This window comes from Streptomyces sp. NRRL S-118 (genome assembly GCF_000716335.1).
In the GTDB taxonomy this organism is placed as follows: Bacteria; Actinomycetota; Actinomycetes; order Streptomycetales; family Streptomycetaceae; genus Streptomyces.
The window spans coordinates 126,778-133,072 of the sequence record NZ_KL591014.1 but is presented as its reverse complement, the minus strand read 5'-3'; the positions used below and the strand labels follow the sequence as shown (position 1 = coordinate 133,072).

Sequence of the window (6,295 nt, the reverse complement as noted above, 5' to 3'; positions counted from 1 at the left end):
CCCCCCTCCCCCCTCCTCCCCCGGCTCGTGTCCGAGGGGCACGCACCCGGCGCCGCACTGCTGGCGGGCTCGGCGCACTCCGCGGACCCCGGGGCGTCCACGGAGTACGCCTCCCCAGACTCGGCGCACTCCCCCGGCTCCGCGAACTCCGCGCACTCCTCGGACGCCGCGAACTCCGCCGACTCCAAGAGGCCCGCGGACTTCCCGGACTCCGCCCACCCCGACTCGACGCGTTTCGAGTCCGCCGGTGCGGGCATCCGGCGGGCCGACCGCTTCCGTGCGGGCAGCGTCACCAAGACCTTCATCGCAACGGTCGTGCTCCAGCTGGACGCCGAGCGCCGGTTGCGGTTGGACGACACGGTGGCGAGCCATCTGCCCGGCCTGCTGGCCGGCCCGACGGGTCGTCGCGTCACCCTGCGCGCGCTGCTGTCCCACACCAGCGGCCTGCCGGACTACACGACCTCCGCCGGCCCCGCGCCGACCACCGCGGTGGAGGCCGTCCGCAGCGCCCTCGCCTTCCGTCCACCGCGCCCGCCGGGCTCGTACGCGTACGCGAACACCAACTACGCCGTGCTCGGCATGGTCGTCGAGCGGGTCACCGGCCGGTCCTACGCGACCGAGGCGCGGCGCCGCATCATCAACCCCCTGGGCCTCACCGGCACGTCCTTCCCCGGCGCCCGCACCGCCCTGCCCGACCCCCACGGCGTCGCGTACGACGCGAGGGGCCGCGATGTGACCGCCCTCGATCCGCGCGGGGCCGGCGCAGCCGGAGAGCTGATCAGCACGCTCGACGATCTGAACCGGTTCTACGCGGCCCTGCTCGGCGGCCGGCTGCTCCCTCCTCCCCAGCTCCGCGCCCTGCTCGACACCCGGCCGGCCCACGGCGCGTACGGCCTGGGCATCTATCCCCGCACCCTGTCCTGCGGTACGACCGTGTGGGGTCACAACGGGCACATTCCCGGCAGTTACGTCCGCACGGCGGCCACCGCCGACGGCCGGCGCTCCCTCACCTTCCGCGTCAATACGGACACCCTGGTCGCCGGCACGCTCGCCGCGCTGGAACCGGCGCTCCTGGAGGACGAGTTCTGCACGGACCGCGAGCGGTCCCGGGCAGGAAGCCAGGGTGTGCTTCGAAAGTGGATCAAGGCTGTGGCTGATCGATAGCCGTGGCACGTGGTGATCTGACGGACGGCCAGTGGGAACACCGGGAGCCGCTGCTGCCGGTGGAAAAGCAGCCCGGCCGCCCTCGGACTTGGACGCATCGGAAGCTGAACGACGGCATACGGTGTCGGACCAGGGCCGGTGCGCCGTGGCGCAATCTCCCGGAGCGCTACGGGCCGTGGGACCGGGCCTGCGACATGTTCCGGCGTGGCAGCGCAGCGGCACCTGGAGCCGGATCTTCTTCACGCGACCGTGCTGGTCGCAGCCATCCACGAGTGGCTGCGACCAGCAGGGCCGCGGCAACTACTACTGGCTGGCGGGCCGTGGCTCACCGGAGCACCGGTCCAGGCCGGCCTTCCAGCGACGTTGCTGCTCGAGCCAGTGCACGTAGCGCGGAGCTGCGTTGCGGAGATCGATGCTGATGGGATAAGGGTCGAACTCGTCCAGGAGCAGTTTGCGGAGGAATTCGACCATGCCGCAGGAGAACAGGGTGAAGTCCTCACGAGTGTGGCGGCCGCAGACCAGGACGGGCCACTTGTCAGGGTCGGGGTCGGTGGTCAGCCAGCAGAGGATGTCTGCGCCAGAGGTGAAACCCCAGGCGAGGATGTGGTCAGGGTCGAGGTCGAGGCCTTCCTGGCCGCCCAGCATCTCCCAGGTGGAGCGAGCGTTCTCCGTCTCCTCCTCGAAGGTCCCTGGATCCCACTGGATGTACTCCTTCGGCAGGGGCATGAGAATGCCGACTCCCTCGAACGAGCCAGCACCCCACACGGACATGAAGGCCATGTAGTCACGCGGGAGCCGCGTGCCCCACCGCGCTTCCGCGGCCACCCAGTCGATCTCCTCGTCAGCGCCAAGATCCGGAGGAAGGATCTTGGCCAGCTCTGCGATGCCCGTCGGGTCTTCCATGGCAATCCCTTCGATCAGGTCGCCGCGAGCCTACGAGAACGCACTGACAACCAGCACGGCGGAGCCAGACGTCGTCGGCTGTGACCAACACTCTCCCAACAGGCCCTAGATGGGCACGATGTCCGGTGCGCCCAGGCGTGCCGCGTCCGCCGTCAGGTCGTCGGGCTGCCGCTGGGACTCGCGCTCCGCCTCCACCCGCTTCTCGTAGTGCTCCACCTCCTTCTCGACCTGGTCCCGGTCCCAGCCGAGCACCGGCGCCATCAGTTCCGCGCACTCCCGCGCGCTGCGGGTGCCCCGGTCGAAGGTCTCGATGGAGATCCGCGTCCGGCGGGTCAGTACGTCGTCCAGGTGCCGCGCGCCTTCGTGCGACGCGGCGTAGACGATCTCGGCGCGCAGGTAGTCGTCCGCCGTGCTCAGCGGCTCGCCGAGCGCCGGATCGGACGCGACGAGCTCCAGTACCTCGTCCACCAGCGACCCGTACCGGTTCAACAAGTGCTCTACACGGGCGACGTGAAGGCCCGTCCGTGCCGCGATGCGCGCCCGCGCGTTCCACAGCGCCCGGTAGCCCTCCGCGCCGAGCAGGGGCACGTCCTCGGTGACGCAGGCCGCCACCCGGGTGTCGAGCCCGTGCACCGCTTCGTCCACGGCGTCCTTGGCCATGACGCGGTACGTCGTGTACTTGCCGCCCGCGACGACGACCAGGCCCGGCACCGGGTGTGCCACGGTGTGCTCGCGCGAGAGCTTGCTCGTGGCGTCGGACTCGCCGGCCAGCAGCGGCCGTAGGCCCGCGTACACGCCCTGCACGTCGTCGCGGGTCAGGGGGACCGCCAGCACGCTGTTGACGTGCTCCAGCAGGTAGTCGATGTCGGCGCTGGAGGCCGCCGGGTGCGCCTTGTCGAGGTCCCAGCCCGTGTCGGTGGTGCCGATGATCCAGTGGCGGCCCCAGGGGATGACGAACAGCACCGACTTCTCGGTGCGCAGGATCAGTCCGGTGGTCGAGTGGATGCGGTCCTTGGGCACCACCAGGTGGATGCCCTTCGACGCCCGTACGTGGAACCGCCCCCGCTCCCCGATCAGGGCCTGGGTGTCGTCCGTCCACACGCCCGTCGCGTTGACGACCTGCTTGGCCCGGACCTCGTACTCCCCGCCGGCTTCCACGTCCTGGACCCGGGCGCCGACGACGCGTTCACCCTCGCGCAGGAAGCCGATGACCCGCGCCCGGCTGGCGACCCGGGCCCCGTAGGCCGCCGCGGTCCGCACGAGCGTCGCCACGTACCGCGCGTCGTCCATCTGGGCGTCGTAGTACTGCAGGGCGCCGACCAGTGCGTCCTTGCGCAGGGCGGGGGCGACCCGCAGCGCCCGGCGCCGCGTCAGGTGGCGGTGGACGGGCAGGCCGCGCCCGTGCCCGGAGGAGACGGACATCGCGTCGTACAGCGCCACACCCGACCCCGCGTACAGGCGCTCCCAGCCTTTGTGCTGCAGCGGGTACAGGAACGGCACCGGCTTGACCAGGTGGGGCGCGAGGCGTCCGAGCAGCAGTCCGCGCTCCTTCAGCGCTTCCCGTACGAGCGCGAAGTCGAGCATTTCGAGATAGCGCAGACCGCCGTGGATGAGTTTGCTGGAGCGGCTCGACGTGCCGGACGCCCAGTCGCGGGCCTCCACCAGTCCGGTGGCCAGGCCGCGTGTCGCCGCGTCGAGGGCGGTCCCGGCGCCGACCACTCCGCCGCCGACCACCAGCACGTCCAGCTCACGCTCCGCCATGGCCGCCAGCGCCTCGGCGCGCTCGGCGGGTCCCAGTGTCGCTGTCCTCACCGCTGCCTCCCGTCATCCCCCCGCGTGGTCGGGCTCACAGCTTCGATTCTGTCCCCGCCCGGCGACTTCAGCCACCGCCTGTGGACAACACTCGGACGTCTACATGCTTGCAATGCCACATAACGGTCATATTTACGCCTAGTCTGACATTGCTCCCGCTCGTTCTGTCCACAGGACTGGCACTACGCGTCCACTCCGGCTACCGGGAAAGGACGGCATCACGCATGCCCGCAGACCTCGCCGTCATCGGCCTCGGCCACCTCGGACTGCCCCTCGCCCACGCCGCCACTGCCGCAGGCATCGGCACGATCGGCTTCGACACCGACCCCCGCGCCGTCGCGGAACTCGCCGCGGGCCGCCCGCCGGTCGACGGCTCGCTGACCGCGTCGGAGATCCGCCGGATGCTCTCGGGGGGCTTCCGGCCCACGACCGACCCAGGCGAACTGGGCCGGGTCCGCACCGCCGTCATCTGCGCCCCCACCCCCCTCGGCGCCGACCAGGCCCTGGACCTGACCGCCGTCACGGGCGCCGCCCGGGCGCTGGCCGCCAAGCTGCGCCCGCACACCACCGTGCTGCTGGAATCCCCCGTGCACCCCGGCACCACCGAGGACGTCCTGCGCCCACTGCTGGAAGAGGGCTCCGGCCTGCGGGCCGGCCGGGACTTCCACCTCGCCTACTCGCCGGGCCGCCTCGACCCCGGCAACCGGGCGCACGACTTCGCCCACATCCCCAAGGTCATCGGCGGTCTCACCCCCGCCTGCACCGAGTCGGCCGCCGCCTTCTACGGCCGCCTCACCGACAAGGTCGTCCGCGCCCGGGGGCCGCGCGAGGCGGAGGCCGTCAAGCTGCTGGAGACGAACTTCCGTCACGTCAACATCGCCCTGGTGAACGAGATGGCCGTGCTCTGCCACGACCTGGGCGTCGACCTGTGGGACGTCATCCGCTGCGCCGAGACCAAGCCGTTCGGCTTCCAGGCGTTCCGCCCCGGCCCCGGGGTCGGCGGCCACGGCGTCCCCGTCGACACCATCGGCCACCACCGCCCCCTGCGCCTCGTCGAGCTGGCGACCCGGATCAACGAGCGCATGCCGCAGTACGTGATCCAGCGCTGCGCCACGCTCCTCAACGAGCACGGCAAGTCGGCGCGCGGCGCCCGCGTCCTGCTGCTCGGCATCACGTACAAGCCTGACCTGGCCGACCGGGAGGGCTCTCCGGCCACCGAGATCGCCCGCCGCCTGATGGACATGGGCGCGGTGGTCAGCTACCACGACCCGTACGTGGCCGACTGGCGCGTCCGCGACCTGCCCGTCCCGCGGGCGGACTCGCTCTACGAGGCGGCCGCCGGAGCCGACCTGACGATCCTGCTCCAGCACCACCACACGTACGACCTGCAGGGCCTGGCGGTGAAGGCACAGCTCCTGCTCGACACCCGTGGGGTCACGCCGGTGGGAGCGGCCCACCGCCTCTAGGCCGAACGAGTGAGCGGCGCCGGGATACTGACGAGCTGACGGAGCGGCCGGGGGGACCGGCGGACACCGGACCGGCACGCGAACGAGGTGACGCCCCTTCAAGGGCCCGCCTCCTCACCGTCCCACAGCCCCGAGCCACCGCGCGCCGGGACATCGGGTGCGCGTGCCGGGGCCGCGGGGTGCCGCGGAATTCGGGCGGACGGGTGTCAGTGCGGACTGCTACTGTCCGGGCCTCTACTTCACACGGACTTTATGTGCGCACATGTGCGACGGATCCGTGTCCTATCCCAGGGGGGATCCTTCACCATGAGCCAGTCCGTACCGCCACCCGGCAACCCGTTCGCCCAGAACAGCACCCCGGCCGACAGCACCTCGGCCGACGGCACCACTGCCCCGCAGGGCGTCCCGGCGCCGCCGCCCGCGCGCGCCCGTGTGGGACTCGGCATCGTCGCCGGTCTGGCCGCCGCCCTCGTCGGTGCCCTCGCGTACGGCGGCCTGATGCGCGCCATGGCCGAGGAGGACGGCAGCTACACGGAGCTCGGCATCGTCGCGCTCCTCGTCGGCGCGCTGGTCGGCTTCGCCCTCGGCAAGGCCGGCGGGGCGCACCCGGTCCTCCCGGTCGTCGGCGTGCCCCTCGCCCTGGCCGGTGTGTTCCTCGGGCAGCTCTTCGGCTACGCCTTGATGATCAGCTGGTGGGCGGAGCTCCAGAACCAGTCGCTCTCCGTCGTCGACATCTTCACCTCGGAGTTCGGCAACCTGCTGGACGCCTGGAAGGAGGAGACGAGCGCCATCAGCCTCCTCTTCTTCGCGATCGCCGGTTACGAGGGCTTCGCCATCACCCGGAAGGTCGCCGCGCGCTGACCCGCCAGGGCGCGTGCTGACCGCCGCAGGCCGCGCGCTGACCCGCCAGGGCGCGTGCTGACCCCAAGCAGTGCGCCGACTCACGGAGC

At 71.7% G+C, this 6,295-nt stretch carries 6 protein-coding genes; 4 read left to right on the top strand and 2 right to left on the bottom strand.

Features of this window, described 5'->3' with window-relative positions; all coding sequences use genetic code 11:
• Together IH00_RS0123610 and IH00_RS45485 are read left to right on the top strand one after the other, a co-directional pair.
• A partial coding sequence (locus tag IH00_RS0123610) for a serine hydrolase domain-containing protein (protein WP_420710909.1) occupies nucleotides 1-1,164 on the top strand: 1,164 nt, incomplete at its 5' end.
• Nucleotides 1,165-1,166: 2 nt separating this feature from the next.
• Nucleotides 1,167-1,583: a transposase gene (locus tag IH00_RS45485; protein ID WP_078887916.1), complete on the top strand. Its 417-nt coding sequence runs from the start codon at nucleotides 1,167-1,169 to the stop codon at nucleotides 1,581-1,583.
• On the opposite strand, the gene IH00_RS0123605 is transcribed toward IH00_RS45485, so the two are convergent.
• Together IH00_RS0123605 and IH00_RS0123600 are read right to left on the bottom strand one after the other, a co-directional pair.
• Nucleotides 1,468-2,067 carry an SMI1/KNR4 family protein gene (locus tag IH00_RS0123605; RefSeq protein WP_031076769.1) on the bottom strand — a complete coding sequence of 200 codons (600 nt, stop codon included), beginning with the start codon at nucleotides 2,065-2,067 and terminating at the stop codon, nucleotides 1,468-1,470. The two genes, IH00_RS45485 and IH00_RS0123605, sit on opposite strands and share 116 nt — an antisense overlap.
• Before the next feature lie 105 nt (nucleotides 2,068-2,172).
• Entirely contained in the window at nucleotides 2,173-3,879 is a 1,707-nt protein-coding gene (locus IH00_RS0123600) for a glycerol-3-phosphate dehydrogenase/oxidase (protein WP_031076767.1), read from the bottom strand.
• 224 nt (nucleotides 3,880-4,103) lie between these two features.
• Between IH00_RS0123600 and IH00_RS0123595 the strand changes: the two genes are divergently transcribed.
• Entirely contained in the window at nucleotides 4,104-5,345 is a 1,242-nt protein-coding gene (locus IH00_RS0123595) for a nucleotide sugar dehydrogenase (protein ID WP_031076765.1), read from the top strand.
• A gap of 306 nt (nucleotides 5,346-5,651) precedes the next feature.
• Complete coding sequence (locus IH00_RS0123590; protein ID WP_031076763.1) at nucleotides 5,652-6,206, top strand: hypothetical protein; 555 nt, start codon at nucleotides 5,652-5,654, stop codon at nucleotides 6,204-6,206.
• Nucleotides 6,207-6,295: the final 89 nt, after the last annotated feature.

What these genes read in the sequence shown, in the direction of transcription:
- IH00_RS0123605 (WP_031076769.1), bottom strand. Translation starts at nt 2,067, where the DNA reads ATGGAAGACCCGACGGGCATCGCAGAGCTGGCCAAGATCCTTCCTCCG.
- IH00_RS0123595 (WP_031076765.1), top strand. Translation starts at nt 4,104, where the DNA reads ATGCCCGCAGACCTCGCCGTCATCGGCCTCGGCCACCTCGGACTGCCC.
- IH00_RS0123590 (WP_031076763.1), top strand. Translation starts at nt 5,652, where the DNA reads ATGAGCCAGTCCGTACCGCCACCCGGCAACCCGTTCGCCCAGAACAGC.